We start from the raw sequence: 18170 nt of genomic DNA, 5'->3' as shown, positions 1-18170 counted from the left end.
GGGCTCCCCGGCCCCGGTATCTGGAGAAAGCCATGACACAGACGTCCTATCGGCTGCAGGAAATAGCCGATGCACTGGGAGCCAGTCTCCGGGGAGATCCCGACACCCTGATTACCGGTCTGGCCACCTTGCAGGCTGCCGGGCCTGGTCAGATCAGTTTCCTGGCCAATGCCGCGTATGGGAAATACCTGAAAGAGACCCGTGCGTCTGCTGTCATTGTCTCGCCGGATCAGGCCGAGAATTCTCCGACCAATGTCCTGTTACTCGATAACCCCTACATGGGCTATGCTCGCCTCAGCCATTGGTTTGACCCCGCGCCCGTTGCGCCACCCGGCATTCACCCCACCGCAGTGGTGGATGAGTCCGCTTACATTGATGAAACCGCCAGTGTCGGCCCTCACGTCGTGATCGAGGCCGATGTCCGCGTTGGTGCTCACGTGGCAGTCGGTGCAGGCACGATTATTGGTGCCCGCTCACGCATTGGTGATCACACCGTTATTCGCCCCCGGGCAACCCTGGCCCACGATGTCTCCGTTGGTCAGCGATGCCATATTCTCAGTGGTGCGGTTATCGGGTCTGATGGTTTCGGGTTTGCGAATGAACAGGGTGCCTGGCACCGGATTGCCCAGCTGGGCGGTGTTGAACTGGGCGACGATGTTGAGGTGGGCGCCAATACCACCATTGATCGGGGGGCCCTGGAGAACACCGTGATTGGTAATGGGGTGAAGCTGGATAACCTGATCCAGATCGCCCATAACGTGCAGATCGGTGATCACAGTGCCATGGCGGCCATGGTGGGTATTGCCGGCAGCAGCCGCATTGGCCGGCACTGTGTCTTTGGGGGCGCTTCCGGCGTGGCTGGCCACCTGGACATTGCCGATCAGGTACATTTAACCGGAATGACGCTGGTAACGGGTGATATCCGTGAACCGGGAGTGTATTCTTCTGGCACCAGTGCGGATACCAACCGGAATTGGCGTAAAAACGCCGTGCGTTTCCGGCAACTGGATGCTCTGGCACGGCGTGTGCGAGAACTTGAAAAGAAATCAAAGGGCTGAGGCCAAAGAACATGATGTATATCGATGAAATTCTGGAATACCTGCCACACCGTTACCCGTTCTTGCTGGTGGACCGGGTAACCGAGGTCGAGAGTGGTGTCTCGGCTAAGGGCTACAAGAACATCTCGTTTAACGAGCCGTTCTTTACCGGGCATTTTCCCAACAACCCGATTATGCCGGGTGTGTTGATTATTGAAGCCATGGCCCAGCTTTCCGGAGTTCTCGGTTTTGTCACTGTTGGCCGCAAGCCGGCAGACGGTTTGATACAATATCTGGCTGGTTCCAGCAAAGTGCGCTTCAAGCGCCCTGTATTTCCAGGTGACCGCCTGGACATGGAAACCGAGTTTGTCTCGGCCAAACGCGGTATCTGGCGCTTCAACTGTCGGGCCCTGGTGGACGGCGAAGTGGTTTGTGTGGCCGAAATTCTGACCGCTGAGAGAGAAGTTTAATGGCAGCAACCGACTGGTCGGGTATTCATCCTCAGGCGATCATTGATCCGTCGGCAAAGCTGGCGGACAACGTGACCGTGGGCCCGTGGAGCTACATCGGCCCGGGTGTTGAGATTGGTGAAGGTACCGAGATCCTGTCCCATGTTGTTGTCAAAGGGCCAGCCGTAATTGGCCGCAATAACCGGATTTTCCAGTTCTCCAGCATCGGCGAAGAGTGCCAGGACAAGAAGTACGCCGGCGAGCCGACCACCCTGATCATCGGTGATAACAATATCATCCGTGAAAACTGCACCATTCACCGTGGTACGGTGCAGGACCGTGGTGAGACCCGTATTGGCAGCGGCAACCTGCTGATGGCGTACGTTCACGTGGCGCACGACTGTGTGGTGGGCAATGAAACCATCCTGGCCAATTGCGCTACTCTGGCCGGACATGTCACCGTCGGTGATTACGCCATCCTGGGTGGCGGCACCATGGTGCACCAGTTCTGTAAGATCGGCGCCCACAGCATGGCAGCCGGTGGCAGTATCGTGCTCAAAGACATCCCCGCCTATGTGATGGCCAGCGGCCAATCCGCCCAGCCCCACGGCATGAACGTGGAAGGGCTCAAGCGTCGTGGTTACAGTAAGGAAGTCCTGTCTGCTCTGCGTCGCGCCTACAAGGTGATCTATCGCCAGGGTCTGACTACCGGTCAGGCGCTCAGCGAGCTCAAGGAGCAGTTTGCCGATGTGCCGGAAGTCCAGCCACTGATTGATTCTCTTGAAGGAACCGGTCGCGGCATCATCCGCTGATCCGGCGGGAGGGTGTCGTTGACCCAGGCCAATACCTTGCCTTCCAGGCCGTCCACTCAGCCGCTAATTGCCATTATTGCCGGTGAGGCATCGGGGGATATCCTCGGTGCCGGGCTGATCCGCTCCCTCCGCAAACGCTACCCCAATGCCCGTTTTATCGGTATCGGCGGCGATGAGATGATCGCCGAAGGTTTTCATTCGCTGGTGCCCATGGAACGATTGTCGGTCATGGGTCTGGTGGAAGTGCTGGGGCGCATCCGCGAGCTGTTCCGGATTCGTGGCCGGCTGTACGAGTATTTCTTCGCCAATCGCCCGGACGTGGTGATTGGTATCGACTCCCCGGATTTTACCCTGGCCATTGAGCGCCGGTGCCGCGAGGCCGGCATTCCTTCCGTTCATTACGTGAGCCCCTCCGTCTGGGCCTGGCGGCAAAAGCGCATCTTCAAGATCGCCAAATCGGTGGATCTGATGCTCACCCTGTTTCCCTTTGAAGCCCGCTTTTACGAAGAGCACCACGTGCCGGTGGCGTTTGTCGGCCATCCGCTGGCAGACCGTATTGCCATGGAACCGGACACCCTGGCTGCCCGGAAAGACCTGGGATTGGCGCCGGACAAGCCGGTGCTGGCAGTGCTGCCCGGCAGCCGGGGTGGCGAAGTGGAGCGCCTGGGCACCCTGTTCCTTCAAACCTCGCTCTGGCTGCAAAGCCGCAAGCCGGACCTGCAGCTCGTCATTCCCTGTGTAAACCGGGAGCGGGAAAAACAGGTGCAAGCGCTGGTGGATGCGTTGGACGTAAAACTGCCGGTAACCCTGGTGCGCGGCCGCTCCCGGGAGGTGATGGCGGCCAGTGATGTGGTGCTGCTGGCCTCCGGCACCGCCACCCTGGAGGCCATGTTGCTGAAAAAGCCCATGGTGGTGGGGTACCGGTTGAGCAACTTGAGTTACAAACTGCTCTCGAAACTGGTGAAAGTGCCCTGGGTGGCACTGCCCAACCTCTTGGCCCGGAAGAGTCTGGTGCCGGAATTGCTGCAGGACGATGCCACCCCCGAAGCGCTGGGGGCGGCGGTTCTGGAGCGCCTGGACAACGAGCAGGAAAGAGAGCGCCTGAAGCGGGCCTTCACCGAGCTGCACGAGACTCTGCGCCAGGGTGCCGATGAAAAAGCCGCGCAGGCCATTACCCAGCTTCTGGAGGCTCGTTCGTAATGGCCAAATCCGGTCCCTTGCCGCCATTTGAGTGTTCTTACCAGGGCTGGCGCCTGGCCGGTGTGGACGAAGTGGGGCGCGGCCCTTTAATCGGCGCGGTGGTCACCGCTGCGGTGATCCTGGACCCGGAGCGCCCCATAGACGGCCTGGCCGACTCCAAGAAGTTGACGGAAAAACGCCGCCTGGCGCTGTACGACGAAATCCTGGAAAAAGCGGCCTGCTGGAGCCTGGGGCGCTGTGAGGCCCACGAAATCGACCAGTTGAACATCTACCAGGCCACCATGGTGGCCATGCAACGCGCCGTGGATGGTCTGGCGATCCCACCGGAATACGTGCTGGTGGATGGCAACCGATGCCCGAAGTGGCACTGGGCGTCCGAGCCCGTGGTCAAGGGAGATAGCCGGGTGGCGGCCATCAGCGCGGCTTCTATACTGGCAAAAGTGACCCGGGACCGGGAGATGGCGGCTCTGGATGAAGAGTTCCCCGGCTTTGGTCTGGCGCAACACAAGGGTTACCCTACGCCGGTGCACCTTGAAGCCCTCAACCGTCTGGGCGCGACGCCCCATCACCGGCGTTCGTTCCGGCCGGTGGCCGAGGCCATCGAGCGCGGGGGTATATACCATGTGGCGGAAGAGCTCCAGTATCCAGCGGATCTGTTCGAGGATGTTGACTAACTCAGGATAACTTCACGGGAGGCAAGTCCATGACGACTGATAAACGGCGCCGCTACTCCGCCCCGGTGGTGGATGGCATCAACAAATCCGCCAGTCGGGCCATGCTCAGAGCCGTTGGCTTTCAGGACGAGGACTTCCGCAAACCCCAGATCGGCATTGCCTCCACCTGGAGTAACCTCACTCCCTGCAACATGCACATTGACGGCCTGGCCCGGGAAGCGGCCCGTGGTGCCGACGAGGCCGGCGGCAAGAGTCTTATTTTCAACACCATCACCATCTCGGACGGCATCGCCAACGGCACCGAGGGCATGAAGTATTCCCTGGTATCCCGGGAGGTGATCGCCGATTCCATCGAGACCGTGGCCGGCTGCGAAGGCTTTGACGGCCTGGTGGCCATTGGCGGCTGCGACAAAAACATGCCCGGCTGCATGATGGGCCTGGCGCGGCTGAACCGTCCGGCGGTGTTTGTCTATGGCGGCACCATCCAGCCCGGTGAGAATCACACCGACATTATCTCCGTGTTTGAAGCGGTGGGCGCTCACGCCCGTGGCAACATGGACCTGATCGAAGTGAAGCAGATCGAGGAAACGGCCATTCCCGGCCCCGGTTCCTGCGGAGGCATGTATACGGCCAACACCATGGCCTCCGCCATTGAGGCCATGGGCATGAGCCTGCCCGGCAGTTCGGCGCAGAACGCGGTATCGGACACCAAGGTGGCGGACTGCGAAGCCGCTGGCGCCGCCGTTCTGGAACTGCTGGAACGGGACATCAAACCCTCCGACATCATGACCCGGGAAGCCTTCGAGAACGCCATTACCGTGGTGATCGCCCTGGGTGGATCGACCAACGCGGTGCTGCACCTGCTGGGGATGGCCAGCACGATCGGGGTACCGTTATCGCTGGATGATTTTGTCCGCATTGGCAAGCAGGTGCCGGTGCTGGCGGACCTTCGGCCGTCGGGGCACTACATGATGTCCGAGCTGGTGGCCATTGGCGGCATCCAGCCACTGATGAAAATGCTGCTGGACCGGGGCCTGCTGCACGGGGACTGCCTGACGGTCACCGGCAACACCCTGGCCGAGAACCTGGCCGGCGTGGCGCCGTACCCGGAAGACCAGCAGATCATTCATGCCTTCGAGAACCCCATCAAGCCGGACAGTCACCTGCGCATCCTGTATGGCAACCTGGCCCCCGAAGGCTCGGTGGCCAAGATTACCGGCAAGGAAGGCACCCACTTCTCCGGGCGGGCCCGGGTGTTCCATTCCGAGGAAGAGGCCCAGGCCCGTATCCTGGATGACACCGTGGTGGCCGGAGACGTGCTGGTCATTCGCTACGAGGGGCCGAAGGGCGGTCCCGGCATGCGGGAGATGCTCAGCCCCACCTCCGCCATCATGGGCAAGGGCCTGGGCAGCGACGTGGCCCTGATTACCGATGGCCGGTTCTCGGGCGGCAGCCACGGCTTCGTGGTGGGGCACATCACCCCGGAAGCCGCCGTGGGTGGGCCGATCGCCCTGGTTGAGGACGGCGACACCATCACCATTGACGCGGTGAACAACTCCATCTCCCTGGAGATTTCTGAAGAGGAGTTGGAGAAGCGCCGCCAGGCCTGGGCGGAACCGGCACCCCGGGTTGCTCGTGGCGTGCTTGCCAAATACGCCCGCACCGTCAGTTCCGCGTCCACCGGGGCGGTGACCGACTTGCCTTGAGCGAGCGCGAGTTAGTCGGTGCTTGAGCTGCCGTAGCCGGTCAGCTCCATGTAACCCTCACCGGTATGGCTGCCCGACACCGTGACCGGGCTTTCCCAATACGGGTAGAGCCCGTTGTTCCGGTAATCGCCCGGCGGTGCCGTCAGTTGCAGGTCCAGACCGTAATCCGGCACCGTTATACGCCATTGGCGCGGATGCCCTTTGTGTCCGGTGCGCGGCGCCAACGCCAATTGGCCGGGCTTCAGTGCCACCGGCTCGCCCTGTGCCGGAATCCAGGTGCCGGAACGATAGGTACCTTCCTTCTCCCTTAACTGGAACGCCATCAGCTTGTCACCCGAGTCCAGGTGCAGGGCAAACCAGTCCCAGCCCTGTTGGCCGGTTTTCAGAAACTGGCTGCTCCACTCCCGGTCAAACCAGCCTTTGCCGGATACCCGATGCGAGTTCCCGTTCAGGGTCACTGTGCCTTCAATGTGGATATCCACCAGGCTGAAGTACATCGATCCCTCGCCCGTGGCCGATTTGGCGCTGAAGCCCTGATTGCCATGGGCGACGGGCTCGCCCCGTAGTTCCAGTGTCAGGTCGTAGGACCACTGATCGGCAGTTACCTGCAGGTGCCAGCGGTCTGGGTCGCCGGTGGCTTGGAGCTGCCAGTCGTCCAGCCAGACCGAGAAAGGCTCTGCCCGGGCGCCAGCATGGCCAATGTCGCCCCGGGCCAGTTTTTCAGAAAAGTAATGCTGGTTATCAAAGCTCACTGCTGCGTGGGTCATCCAGGCGGCCTGCAGGGGCCAGTTGTTCGCTGCCGGGGGCGTTGCATCCATGGGCCTGGGGACGATGGCCTGCCGGAACTGGGTCCACTGCAGGCCCAGAGGCTGGCCATCCGGGGTTTCCAGGTTGGCCGTCAGGTACCACCACTCAATACGATGTTGCGGATGCGGCCCGAAATCCTTTGGGTACGACAGGCTGTCACGCGGGCCGGGTTGCAGGAAGGGTACCTCGGCGTTGGTGTCACCCACGCCGGCAAGGCCTGCGAAACCGGCGGGCTCCGGCTCCCGGGAGCAGCCAGCCAGAACCAACAGGAACATCAGGAGAAGGGCCCGTCTCATCGCTCACCCCCGGCCAGTGCATTGGCACTGACTGGCGTGGAAGCGCTGTTTTTCAGCTGGTATCGCATAAGCAGGGTAATGCTCAGGCCGATCAGGAGACTCATGGCGCCCAACTGTAACCAGAACGCCGGGTAGACCGCCATGGGCAGCGACCAGCCGAAGGCCAGGGGGTTGATGCGATGTACCAGCACCCAGGTCAGCCAGATGCCCAATGGCAGGGCCAGGAGGGTGATGGCGCCGGTCAGTGACAGCGATAAACGCATCAGTTGCAGGGTCGCTTCCCGGCGTTGAAGGCCCCAGACCAGCAGCAGGCGGAAATACCAGGCACGGGTGGAAAAGAACACCCAGCCCATCAGGAGCAGGGCGGTGCCCGACAGTATCAGGGTCAGCACCGTCATGGCCCGGGTAAGCAGGAACGTCTGATCGAAGATGTTGGAAGCCAGGGCCTGGATGGTCCGGTTGTTGCGCACCGTGAGCTGCTCCCGGCCCCAGAGCTGTTCAAGCGCACCGGTAATAGCTTCCATGGTGAGCTGGCCCGGTGTGATGGACAGGCTCTGGAAGCGGATATCGAACGTTTCTGGCAGTAACGTGGCAGGCACCAGGATTTCGCCCGCGGGCCGGCCGTAGTCCGGATACACCGCCAGCACGGGCAGGGTCATGGTGTCACCGCCCAGGGAGACCTTCAGGGTGTCGTTGATCTGAATGCCTTGCCGGCGTGCCAGCTGTTCATTGACCATCACGCCGGCGTTTTCATGCAGGCGCTGCCAAGGGGCCGGCACGGAATCCAGGAGCCGCCAGTTTTCCACCAGCGGGCCGATGGGGCCCAGGCCAAAGACATCCACGGCTTGGCCAGTATTCTCGGGGCCTTTTGCCACTGTTGCCCGCCCGCGAATCACCCGGTGCCAGGGACCAAGGCCGTGCTCTTCAGATGCGTTGTTGAGCCAGTGGGTCGCCAGCGAGGCATCGGCGCCAGCTGGTACTTCAATGTAAAAAGGGGCTTCCAGGCGCTGTGCCAGCCATTGATCAAACGTGTTTTCAAAAGTGGTTACCAGCGCCTGGACCGCCAGAACCAGGGTCATGGCGAATTGCAGGGCCACCAGTGGCAGCGCCAGCCGCCGGGCGAGCACCGAGAGTTCCCGGTGGCGCCAGCGTACCATGGGGTCGCCTGCCCGGCTTGCCCGCCAATCCGCAAGCCCGGAGAGGACCCGGGGAGCCAGCACCCCAAACGCCACAAAGACGATGGCGACTGCGGTAAACAGCCAGAACAGGGTGTGTGTCCAGATCACCAGCACCAGGCCGAGCAGCAGAATCAAAAGCAGCGGCCACCAATGCTGGTGGCGTGGACCGAACGACCGTAACAGGCGCCGGAGCCAGGGGCGAAGTCCATCCGCCAGGCAAGCCGTCAGCACTACCGCCACCATGGTGAGCACAGGCGCTGTCCAGCCTCCGCTGTCTCCCGCATACAGCGGCGTGTCGAACAGGCTTTCAAGCGCCTGACCGAAACCATTGCCCAAAGCCGATGCCAGCCAGCGACCCAGCCAGACGCCCGGGAAAATACAAATCAGGGCCAGAACCAGCAGCTCGACGACCAACCATTGGCTGATTTGGCGCTGGGGTACCCCGTAACGGTGCAGCAGTGCAAAGCTGTCCCTTCGTTGGGCCAGGCCCAGCAGATAGACGCTGCGCACCAGCAAGGCGGTGATCAGCAGAACCAGCACCCCAAGCGCGTCCAGGTTCAGCAGGAAGCTTTCACCCAGCTCGCCGGTATCCGGTCCAACCTGGAAGGCGGCGTGTTCATAGCCTGCGGGGAGGGAGTGGTTGGTCGTCGCTGGCACAATCAACAACGTCAGTTCGTGGCGGTGGTCGGCTGCCAATTCGGCCGCCTTGCTGATGTCCACAAATGGCTTGCCATCGAGTCTGTTTCCCGGCTCAGGGGCGCCATCAGCCTGGCTGCCAAAACAGGCCGCCGCCAGGGGATCGATGCCCACAATACGACCGTCGGCCGGCCGGGAGACTTCCAGCCAGGGCATGACACAGAATCCCTGGCGACGGAGTTCTACGAAGTCGGCCACCGTCATCGGCTGGCCGTCCGCCCGCACTACCTGCTGGCGCTCGGCAACGGCTGATTCGCTTTGCTCGAGACTGCCCCGGGCCTGGCTGGTCAGGTGATGCACGCCGGTCCAGAGCATGGTCGCCAGGATAATCATGATCGCCAGTGCGAGAAGCTGGAGCGGGTGACGGCGATAATGGCTGAGCAGTGCGGCCGGAAGCGTCATGGGTGTCAGTCCCGGGAGAGGTGACCAAGGTCCAGGCGCTGGCCACATCGGGCGGCCAGTTCGCTGTCGTGCGTCGCCAGAACCAGGCCGCAACCGTACCTCGACTGGAGTTCAAAGAGTTGTTCGATGACCGCCTCGGCGGTGTGGCGGTCCAGGCTGCCGGTGGGTTCGTCGGCCAGGATCAGAGACGGTTTCATGGCAAAGGCCATGGCCAACGCGGCACGCTGGCGCTGGCCGCCGGAGACCTGGTCCGGGTAGCGGTGCGCGAGTTCGCCGATATCCAGTCGTGCCAGCCAGTCCTGGCTGTTTTCCTGGTCCTGTCCGGCCAAGCGGGCTCGCAGGCGTACGTTATCCAGCAGGGACAGGGCGGGCATCAGGTTGGCTTCCTGGAAGACCACGCCGATCTGTTGTCGCCGCAGAGTCGCCCATCGGCTTTCAATCCGAGCGTTGCTGGCTGTGCCTTCGAACTGTTGACCGAGCACGCGCACACTGCCTGCGTCCGGTGCTTCAAGACCGCAGAGAATGTTCAGCAGTGTACTCTTGCCGGAGCCGGAGCGTCCGGTCAGCGCGAGCGATCCACCCCGGGATAGTTCGAGGGAGATGTCATCAAGGACCGGCACGCGCTGGGTGCCGCTGCGGAACTGTTTTGTGAGGTTGCAGGCGGTTAGCAGCGCGTCCGTCATGTCATTTGGTTTCAACGTCCATGGTTGGTCCAACCTGATCCAGGTACTGGCCGTAGCCCTCGGCCGCCATGTCTTCCTTGGGGATAAAGCGCAGAGCGGCAGAGTTCATGCAGTAGCGAAGCCCGGTTGGCGGCGGACCATCGGTGAACACGTGGCCAAGGTGAGAGTCGGCCACTTTGCTTCGGATTTCCGTGCGCACGCCAAACCAGGAACGGTCTTCTTTCTCGACCACAACACCCGGTTCGATGGGCCGGACAAAGCTGGGCCAGCCGGTGTTGGACTTATACTTGTCACTGGAAGAGAACAGGGGTTCACCAGAGACAATATCGACATACAGGCCCGCCCGTTTCTCATCGTAATACTCATTCTGGAACGCCGGTTCGGTGCCGTCCAGCTGGGTGACCTCGTATTGCATCGGCGTCAGGCGTTCTTTCAGCACTTTATCGGACGGTTTTTCAAAGCTGCTGGCATCAAAGCCGTTGCTGTTTGCCTCCATGGCGGCGTTGCTGTTGCCATTCTCGTCGCTGCTGGTTTGCTCAGGGCGATACTGGCTGTAATCCACTTCCTGGTCGTCTCCCCATACGTCCTCGATGAACTGGTAGCGGCCGGAATTGTAGGTGTAGATCTTGTAGCGCACCGGATTCTTGCGGTAGTAATCCTGATGGTATTTTTCCGCTTCGTAGAAGGCTTCAAAGGGCACGATGTCGATAATCACCGGATCGTCGTATCGGCCGGATTCGGCCAGTGCCTGCTTCGAAGCTTCCGCGATGCGTTTCTGTTCAGCGTTGTGGTAAAAAATGGCCGGGCGGTACTGCTGGCCCCGGTCGACGAACTGACCATTGGGATCGGTGGGGTCCATGGTCCGCCAGAGCGCCTGCAGCAGGCCCTCATAGGTGATCACGTCTGGGTCGTAGTAAACCTGAACAGACTCTGTATGGCCGGTCTGCCCACTCGAGACCTGCTCATAGGTCGGGTTCTTTTCGCTTCCACCGCTATACCCTGACACGGCTTCAACAACGCCGGGGACCCGTTCTTCATAAGCCTGTTCCACACACCAGAAGCAGCCGCCGGCAAAAGTGGCGACGGCCAGAGAAGGATCGTCTGGCGCAAAGGAAGTGTCCCCGGATTTGGCATCGCTGGCACCGGCCTGGCAGCCAGCCAGAAGAGCCAGGGTGGCGGCGAACAACAGTTGCAAAGGAAGTGGTACACGTTTCATAAAACCATCCCGAATTATCTGGATCGTCGAAGGTGACTTACCTGTTCTGACCTGAGGAATGAAAGATAATTCCTCAAAAGCCCGCAGGGTCATCGGGTGTCCGTAGTTGTACGACTCAATAACCTTGTTGGGTTTCCGTGCATGTTATTCTCCGGGCACAACAAAAAGCGGACAGGGGACCTCACGTGAGAAAAAGTGATGAATTCTACCCGGTAAAATCATCGCAAATTGTCCTGAGGGAACTGATGGTTCCTTCCTATGAGAATTTTGGCGGAAAAGTCCATGGCGGTGTGGTGCTGTCTCTGATGGACAAAATCGCCTATGCCTGCGCGGCGTCTCACTCCAAATGTTACTGTGTGACCGCGTCAGTGGATAAGGTGGATTTCCTGAACCCGGTCGAGGTCGGAGAAATTCTGACGCTGTATTCGTCAGTGAACTATACCGGCAAGTCCTCGATGGAAATCGGTATCCGGGTTGTTTCCGAAAACTTCAAAACCGGGGCCATCCGGCACACCAATACCTCCTATTTCACCATGGTTGCACTCAATCCGGAAACCAAAACTCCGGAATCGATTCCCGGCCTGTTACTGGAAAGCGATGAAGAAGTCCGGCGGTTTCTGGAAGGGCGGCTGAGACGCAAAGTGCGCAAATTACAGCGCCATGACCTGGACCGGGCGAGGCAGGAAATCGACTATGAAGTCGACGATGATTCGTTGGCCGGGGAGAACTGCAAGGTGGCGAAATAGGGGGAGTTCGAACGCTATCGGACTTAGATCTGTGGAAACAAATAAGGCCGGCATTAGCCGGCCTTATTTCAATTGGTAGCGGGGGCTGGATTCGAACCAACGACCTTCGGGTTATGAGCCCGACGAGCTACCAGACTGCTCCACCCCGCATCAAACTGGTTGTTAACCGGTGTGCGCCGATCAACGTGGTGCGAATAGTACAGAGGCAGTGTGTGACTGTCAACTATTCCCGCAAACAATTTCAGGCAGGCCGGGGCCCTGCGAGCTTAGACTTTCAGGTTTTCGACCAATCCTCGCAGTCGCCGGACCTGCGCCTGAATGGTACCGGTGGCGGTCACGGTCTCTGTCATGCCCGCAGTGTTCTGGTCGGCCACTTCGGCAATCTTGATCACCCGCTGGTCGATTTCGTCCGCCACCTGGCTCTGCTCTTCAGTTGCTGTGGCAATCTGGTCAGCCATGGAACGGATGGTGGTGACCGTGTCGGCGATTTCCCGCAAGGCGGCCTCGGCTTCACTCATGGCGTCCGCGCCTTGATGGGCCTCTTCCTGGCCTTTTTGCATGGCTTCGGCGACTTCACCGGTGCCGGCCTGGAAGCGGCCTACGATGTCATCGATTTTGCCAATGGATTCCTGGGTTCTACGGGCCAGTCCACGAACCTCATCGGCCACAACCGCGAACCCCCGCCCGGCTTCGCCGGCCCGGGCGGCTTCAATCGCCGCGTTCAGGGCCAGCAGGTTGGTCTGATCCGCAATGTCTGTGATCACTGACAATACGGTTCCCACTTCCCGGCTTTCATCTTGCAGGCGGGTGGTGAGTTCCTTGAGTTCAGCCATGCGGGCAGAGAGGGCATGCACCCTTTGCGCGGCGCTGGAGACTGTACGCTGTCCGGCATCCGTCTGCTGTTCTGCCCGAACGGTGGCCTCGGCTGCGTCACTGGTGTTTCGGGCGACCTCCTGAACCGTGGCGCTCATTTCGTTGACAGCGGTGGCCACCTGGTCGGTGTCAGAACGCTGGTGGTCGACTCCCTGTCGTGACTGCTCGATGATGTCGGCAGCCTGCGCCGTGCTGTCATCAATCTGCCTGGCGGCGTCCCGGACACCGCCAACCAGTTCGCCGATCTGGCGTCTCATGGTGTTGTAGGCTTCGACGATTTCGGCAATCTCATTGTCCTTGAATTCGTGCTCCATGGTCTGACGGAAGTCGCCATTGGCCAGGGCAAGGAGCCGGTTCTGCAGCATGTGTATCTGATCCATCAGGTAGGTGAGGCCGAACATCCGGCCCAGGATGACCAGCATCAGAATGGCCAGGACCATGGAAATGGACATGATCTGATTGAACTGGGTATTGCGGTCGGCAAGCGTGGACATCATGCCAACCGCCTCGTTCATCTCCGACAGGACACGTGGTGACATCTCTTGTAGTTGTTTGAGCGTTTGGGTGTCCGGGGCATTCATGTAATCAACCAGAGCAGGCCGGTACTCTTGCCAGAGCGCGAACACGCTCTCCAGTTGGGCGCGGATCTCTGGGTCCTTTACGGCCGGAACGCCAGCCTCTTCACTGCCGTTCAGCAACCAGCCATGGGCACGCTCCCATTGCTCAATGGTTTTTTGGGCCTGGGCGGGCTCTTCCACGCCGGCAGCCACCATCTGGACTTCCTTGGCGACCCGCTGACTGAGCATGCGTTGTGCGCCGGCCACATTCAATGACCGGGCCTCGCCCGGGTCTGTACTGAAATACAGGAACGATGCCGAACCCAGGGCGCAGAGGAAGATCAGCGTGTAGGAAAGAAAGAATTGATGATCAAGTTTGCGCACGCCGATGGAACGCAGGACGAGCTGAATGGTATGGGATACAAGGGCTCGTGGACGCATGCTGTCTTCCTTCCATAAATGATGTATATAATTTCTATTATTAGGAAGGATTGTTGCACAGGCGGTGGTACAGCCCTATTGGCCCAGATCAAGAGTGTCGTTAATTTCGATAGAAGTGTGGGTAGATAGGTGGGAACAGAAAAGCCCCCCGCAGAACGCAATAAGGCCGGCATTAGCCGGCCTTATTTCAATTGGTAGCGGGGGCTGGATTCGAACCAAGGTTATGAGAATGACAGATGAGATATTGGTTAATTGTCCCTAATTTGCGAAAAAATGCCTGAAATCATCATATAGGGAGGATTCTGAGCTATCCTACAAATGGACGTAGGAACAATTAGGAACTAATGACGTGATTCAGGATGGGCACAGAGAACACCAAGACCTCGCCACAGAAATGACCGTAAGGCTCGGCGAGAGGTTTGAGTACCTCTGCCGGTGGGCAATCAACGAGAGCTTAGAATACCCTGTCGAGCTCTGTTATTACACCCTCAACCTCAACCCTAAAATAGTTGGGATTCCTAACCTCATAGAAGAGGCGTCGTTTCCTGAGTCCATTCAGATTTTACAGCAGTGGTCTGATAATCAATTTGCCAGGGATCTTTTGGAGCTCTCAAGAGCTTTTCACTCTAACGATGAGCTCAGTAAGCAATACCAACCTTTAAGTCATCAAGGTTCCGCCAAACGAACCGTTCGGCGATACGGGCCAAAGTCCAATAACATCTATCTTCTGACGATGCTGATTCATCCGCTCTCGAGATGCGAAGAGGGGCGGGCTTTTCGTTTGAGGCGGGCAATCAGGCTCTGGTTGGTCTTGCAGGCGGTTGAACGGGTGGTGCGCTACCAGAATGTTGCCGATTCTAATATTGCGGGAGCGGCTTCCTTTTTAATTTTGGATGAAAGAGACCAGAAGTGGGCTCTGATTGATCGTTTTCTGAGTATTGCCGATAGCCAACTTCAAAATCGATCTGGAAACTATCTTCAGTTTACGAGCGCCGTCAAGAATGCGACTCAACGTGTTCGATCGGAAGCCAAGGGCAGATCCAGTCATTTTTTAAACTGCATTCAGGCAATTGCTGAGGGTCACAACAAACCCGTGGGCTTAAAAACGGGTAGTGTGCCGGACCTTCAATATCTCCGGCAGCACTACGCTCCAAGAACGTCAGATGTGACCTTTGAGTTAGATGATGCCCGTTTTGAGATTCTTGTTGCTCCTTCAGAGGGCGATGAGGATAGTGGCGACAGCCTACTCGTTGAAGTGGATCCCACCGACACCGCCGGCGAGCAAACTTTAAGTTCAAAAAGTGTTCTGATTCAGAATATAGAGCTCGCCCATTATCTGCCTTGGTCATGGAGCCGGCTGCTGCCACCCGAAATAGCGGGAATTGATGAGTGGATTGCCAAGCAACTCGAGGCTCCTGAACTCACCGATAAGTTGGCAGGTGCCTACGTTTGGATTGCTCTAACACTGTCACGCACTCTGGCATTTGTTGAGCGGATAACGATTGGCGACAACCATATCGATGAATGGAGCTTGGTTGAAGATTTTAAGCTGTTGAAGAGGGCGGCTCCTCGACGACACAGCGGTTGGCGGCCAGATGAACAAACCCAGCATTTGGTTCACCCGGTGGATGAGGTCCTAGAATTTGAAGTCCCGACGTTTATTCAGTCGGTGTTACTGAGGGCATCAAAGAGTTCCGAAACGTTCCCTTCAACACTGGGACAGTTATGGGCTAACTACCAGGAAATATCGAGTGAACAGTGGTTTAATCGCTGTGACGACAAGCTATTGGGTCGCATAAAAAGCGGAATGCTGGCTAATAGAACCCCTCAGCGGGTCTTTAATGATACCGCAGACAGCCGCTTTGCCCGTCTTTTAACCTCTCACCCCAAATCAGCGTTACCAGGTGCTTGTAGCTATGATTCCTGGGATGTAAAGGCGATAGAGAAAGGTTTGGGGCTGACCATTCATGATCGGGAAAATCGAGCTTCGAATCTGAATTTCATCGGCAGTCGGTTAGTTCCTTTTGAATCCTTGCTGGTCGAGGAGGTTCATAGTGCCACCAGAAAACTCAATCTTGCCCGCGAGAAAAATTTCTCGGCCTATCACAATGCCTTGGCCCAATATGTAGTGATGGCTCTCTACGCAGCTACGGGAGCACGACCACTAAGAGACCCATTCGAGTCATCGGCCTTTTTTAACTTAGAAGTAGGCTGCGTATATATAAATGATAAAACGGACGACGAGTTGCACGCAGGGCGGCTCGTGCCCCTTCCAGAAAAGGCGAGGGTTATAGTCAGGGAGTATCGAGAGCATCTACTGGCTTTGTCGGCAAGCATCAGAAAACACCGTTCGGAGTTGGCGGACAGTCTGGACGCAATGGCCAGTGGCAAAGCTGCCAAGATGCCTTTTTTCTTTTTGCTTGATCGACAAGTTAAATGGCATTCCATGGCAGATGCCGACCAACTGGAAGGGGCGCTGTTCGAATGGGCGCTGCCCGATAACCTATTTCGGCATCGGTATGCACAGCAACTCTCAAGTGCCGGCATCAACGCTGAGTTGATCGAGGGTTGGATGGGGCACTCTGAGAGAGGGGTAGGGACATACGGCGATTTCTCGGCCAGATGCTGGAGTGCGGATGCAGCTGAGAGTTTGGATACCTTAAATGCCATTTTTGAAAAGTTAGGATTTCAAATACCGCCCAATAGTGGCGGGGAAACCCCTCCACTACTATCTCTGGCAGCCAACGAAAGCCGATACAGAGAGCCGACCGTGTTTGGTCTCAAGTATCGCGCACGACGCCGTAAAATCCGGGTACAAAAAGCGATTCGGGAGGCTAGGGATGAGATTGATCTTTTCCTGGATAATAGAGGCATCGACGAGTTGCAAGCGGATGAGCTGAGGCAATTGATCAATCAAATGTTGTCCCGGTCGGATCAGATGCCTCATCCTCAAGCATCATTGCGGTATCGAGTCCTTGCAAAAATCGTTAACCGGTCATCACTGGAGCCTGGCAGTAAGTTCACTAAACGCCTCACTCGGCTCCAGCAAGAACAAACACACCTGTCTGAGACAGTTGCTCAGTCTCTCGCTTTATTTCCAGCTATGCAGCGATGGGCGGATGAAGTCCGCAGTCGTGTTCAGAAGTCTGATCTGACTAAGAGCAAAGCGCTAGTCGTGGGTTGTTTACTGTTTGCTGTGGAAAAGCGCATTGGTTATAGGCGCCTTCTGCAGGACATTTCACAAGGCCGGCACTGCCGGATCGTGCAACATGGTAAACAGATTTATCTTGAATACAGCGAAACGCTGATCCCGTCAGATTTTCAAGCACCCGTCCAACGTCATAAAGTCAGCTATAAGACGGGATCGCTACTGGCCTATGGATTGGAGTTAGCTCGTCACGTTGCTGAGTCATCGCTGGACGACGTTAAGGAAGTGGCTGCTCTTCTTGAACTTCACCAAGAGCATCACGGGAGTGCCATCACAAGTGTTTCGGAAATCCTCCATTGGGTAAGCGGCATTATTGATCAGTGCAATTTGGTGCAGCTCCCAGGAATGGTTGCTGGAGCTCTGAGCGGACGAGTGCCGCCCACCAGTTTTTCATGGAGCGACGGGTTGCGACTGACTGAGCGAAAGTTTGTTAAGAGACCTGATGACGATAAGTCGCATGTAATGGCTGAGAATGTGGACGCTAGTATCAAGCCTGGCATGAGGTTTGAGCGGGATAAATGTCGGCTGCAAAAGCAAGCGGCATCTTTCAAAGACAGCATTTATGAATGTCTGAAAGCATACGAGCCGACCAAGCGCAAAGCTGAGCAGACCGCGCGGACGATCGAAAAGCAGTGTCACGAAAATAGGAATGCATTATCTTCAGCCATGCTGCTGATTGGTTATTGGATTGTAGACCTTACTCGCGGAGGCAAAGGGAAAAAGGGTCAGGTCTTTAAACCCTATGCTCAATCCTCCCTAAAGGATTACTGGTCTGCGCTATCCGGCCCTTTTGCGGAGTTGGCGTATTCGGTCGATTTTGTCGCACTGGATAGCGACGAACTCACCGAATTGTGTGCCGGTATGCTGGAGTACAAACGAGAGTCGTCACGGAACAACCGCTATTTTGGCGAAAGGCTTGTTCACTTCTTCCGGTGGGCTCAGCGTTTTGGGGTGATGAATCCCGATTGGTCCGAGCTGGATATTGATATTGAAGAGCGGACTGTGAGTCCAGGCCTCATTAGCCTGGACGACTATCGAGCCACTCAATCCTGTATTGCCGACGATTCGGGGCTGAGTTTGGACCAGCGGTTAATTGCGTAAACCGCTGAAGGTTGCCACCCATTCCACGTGAAGCCTGCCACCCGGACCGGAGCAAGGCTGCCACCCATCGGAGCGTAGCGACGCGGGG

At 58.0% G+C, this 18170-nt stretch carries 13 protein-coding genes and 1 tRNA gene; 8 read left to right on the top strand and 6 right to left on the bottom strand.

What is annotated here, in order from left to right; all coding sequences use genetic code 11:
- Positions 1 to 32: 32 nt before the first annotated feature.
- Genes lpxD through ilvD form a run of 6 tightly spaced genes read left to right on the top strand, consistent with a single transcriptional unit; the run spans position 33 to position 5878 of the window.
- Positions 33 to 1058, top strand: coding sequence for a UDP-3-O-(3-hydroxymyristoyl)glucosamine N-acyltransferase (gene lpxD / locus BY454_RS13330; protein WP_104417036.1), 1026 nt, complete (start codon positions 33 to 35; stop codon positions 1056 to 1058).
- Between the two features lie 11 nt (positions 1059 to 1069).
- Positions 1070 to 1507 (top strand): 3-hydroxyacyl-ACP dehydratase FabZ, encoded by a 438-nt coding sequence (gene fabZ, locus BY454_RS13325; protein ID WP_104417035.1) that lies wholly within the window; start codon positions 1070 to 1072, stop codon positions 1505 to 1507.
- Positions 1507 to 2298: an acyl-ACP--UDP-N-acetylglucosamine O-acyltransferase gene (gene lpxA, locus BY454_RS13320; RefSeq protein WP_104417034.1), complete on the top strand. Its 792-nt coding sequence runs from the start codon at positions 1507 to 1509 to the stop codon at positions 2296 to 2298. Before fabZ ends, lpxA begins: the two co-directional genes overlap by 1 nt.
- An 18-nt stretch (positions 2299 to 2316) precedes the next feature.
- On the top strand, positions 2317 to 3498 hold the full coding sequence (gene lpxB / locus BY454_RS13315) for a lipid-A-disaccharide synthase (protein WP_258075659.1): 1182 nt from the start codon (positions 2317 to 2319) through the stop codon (positions 3496 to 3498).
- The gene (gene rnhB / locus BY454_RS13310; RefSeq protein WP_104417033.1) at positions 3498 to 4172 is read left to right on the top strand and encodes a ribonuclease HII; all 675 of its coding nucleotides are present in this window, start codon (positions 3498 to 3500) and stop codon (positions 4170 to 4172) included. Before lpxB ends, rnhB begins: the two co-directional genes overlap by 1 nt.
- A gap of 29 nt (positions 4173 to 4201) precedes the next feature.
- Entirely contained in the window at positions 4202 to 5878 is a 1677-nt protein-coding gene (gene ilvD, locus BY454_RS13305; protein WP_104417032.1) for a dihydroxy-acid dehydratase, read from the top strand.
- An 11-nt stretch (positions 5879 to 5889) separates the two neighbouring features.
- Here ilvD and BY454_RS13300 read toward each other — a convergent pair whose 3' ends face one another.
- The 4 genes from BY454_RS13300 to msrA are packed head-to-tail and all read right to left on the bottom strand — an operon-like array spanning position 5890 to position 11156.
- Positions 5890 to 6981 carry a lipocalin-like domain-containing protein gene (locus BY454_RS13300; RefSeq protein ID WP_104417031.1) on the bottom strand — a complete coding sequence of 364 codons (1092 nt, stop codon included), beginning with the start codon at positions 6979 to 6981 and terminating at the stop codon, positions 5890 to 5892.
- A complete protein-coding gene (locus BY454_RS13295; protein WP_104417030.1) occupies positions 6978 to 9257 on the bottom strand; it encodes an FtsX-like permease family protein in 2280 nt (759 codons plus the stop codon). The genes BY454_RS13300 and BY454_RS13295 overlap by 4 nt, the downstream gene beginning before the upstream one ends.
- A 5-nt stretch (positions 9258 to 9262) precedes the next feature.
- Entirely contained in the window at positions 9263 to 9940 is a 678-nt protein-coding gene (locus BY454_RS13290) for an ABC transporter ATP-binding protein (protein WP_104417029.1), read from the bottom strand.
- 1 nt (position 9941) lies between these two features.
- On the bottom strand, positions 9942 to 11156 hold the full coding sequence (gene msrA / locus BY454_RS13285; protein ID WP_104417028.1) for a peptide-methionine (S)-S-oxide reductase MsrA: 1215 nt from the start codon (positions 11154 to 11156) through the stop codon (positions 9942 to 9944).
- Positions 11157 to 11341: 185 nt separating this feature from the next.
- On the opposite strand from msrA, the gene BY454_RS13280 reads away from it, so the two are divergent.
- The gene (locus BY454_RS13280; protein ID WP_258075658.1) at positions 11342 to 11902 is read left to right on the top strand and encodes an acyl-CoA thioesterase; all 561 of its coding nucleotides are present in this window, start codon (positions 11342 to 11344) and stop codon (positions 11900 to 11902) included.
- Between the two features lie 73 nt (positions 11903 to 11975).
- On the opposite strand, the gene BY454_RS13275 is transcribed toward BY454_RS13280, so the two are convergent.
- Positions 11976 to 12052 (bottom strand) — tRNA-Met (locus BY454_RS13275).
- Positions 12053 to 12168: 116 nt separating this feature from the next.
- Positions 12169 to 13773, bottom strand: coding sequence for a methyl-accepting chemotaxis protein (locus BY454_RS13270; RefSeq protein ID WP_104417027.1), 1605 nt, complete (start codon positions 13771 to 13773; stop codon positions 12169 to 12171).
- A 349-nt stretch (positions 13774 to 14122) separates the two neighbouring features.
- On the opposite strand from BY454_RS13270, the gene BY454_RS13265 reads away from it, so the two are divergent.
- A complete protein-coding gene (locus tag BY454_RS13265) occupies positions 14123 to 18082 on the top strand; it encodes a hypothetical protein (RefSeq protein WP_104417026.1) in 3960 nt (1319 codons plus the stop codon).
- The last annotated feature ends 88 nt before the right edge of the window (positions 18083 to 18170 follow it).

Origin of the sequence: Marinobacter persicus (genome assembly GCF_002934325.1) — a bacterium.
GTDB classification, from domain to species: Bacteria; Pseudomonadota; Gammaproteobacteria; order Pseudomonadales; family Oleiphilaceae; genus Marinobacter; species Marinobacter persicus_A.
The sequence above is the reverse complement of the archived record's forward strand: the minus strand, read 5'-3'. Positions and strand labels throughout refer to the sequence as shown.